The organism is Bradyrhizobium sp. AC87j1, assembly GCF_002936975.1.
Classification (GTDB): domain Bacteria; phylum Pseudomonadota; class Alphaproteobacteria; order Rhizobiales; family Xanthobacteraceae; genus Bradyrhizobium; species Bradyrhizobium shewense.
In genome coordinates, this window is sequence record NZ_PTFE01000279.1 from 1 (window position 1) to 605 (window position 605).

At 61.2% G+C, this 605-nt stretch carries 1 pseudogene; it reads right to left on the bottom strand.

Annotation, left to right across the window (positions count from 1 at the left end):
* Positions 1–447 (bottom strand): annotated as a pseudogene (locus CV770_RS41315) (tyrosine-type recombinase/integrase); the annotation flags it as partial.
* Positions 448–605 lie beyond the last annotated feature (158 nt).

Sequence of the window (605 nt, forward strand, 5' to 3'; positions counted from 1 at the left end):
CATGCGACCATGTCGATCTATTGTCAGCTCTGTGACGCCGCGATGCTGCCGCAGCCAGTCCTGGAACTCGACTACCCACCGGTCGAGCGTCGGTAATGCGAGCTTCGGCTTGCGCTGGACGATCCCGCGCTCGCCGAGAAACTCGACGAACCGGCGCACTCGCCTCACGTACTTCTTGGACACGCCCTTCAGGCGACGTATGCCGGGGCATCGACAGCGATGCCGAGCGAACCGATCGGTGACGCCATCATCGATGTCGGTGACTGCGACCTTGGACAGCGTCAGCCATTGCGCGAGGTGACGGGCTGCGGCGTCATAGCCGCTCACCGTCAAGCTCGTATGCCCCAACACCGTCAGGTGTCGTGTGAACTCCGTCACCAGCGGGGCGAGATCGCCTGCGTCCATGCAGCGCAGCCCGTGGCAGTGATCCTCACTCGACTTGGCCATTCCTTGTCTCCCTTCCGTTGCCATCAAGGCAGGAAGGGAGGCCTCAGATTATGCGGAGTGAGAAAGAGGGCAGCAGGAACTAAACTGTTGATAACGAAGTGGGTCTCGGATTGAACGGCCGCACACTCCGCATAATCGTGGGCTCCGCATAATTGCGG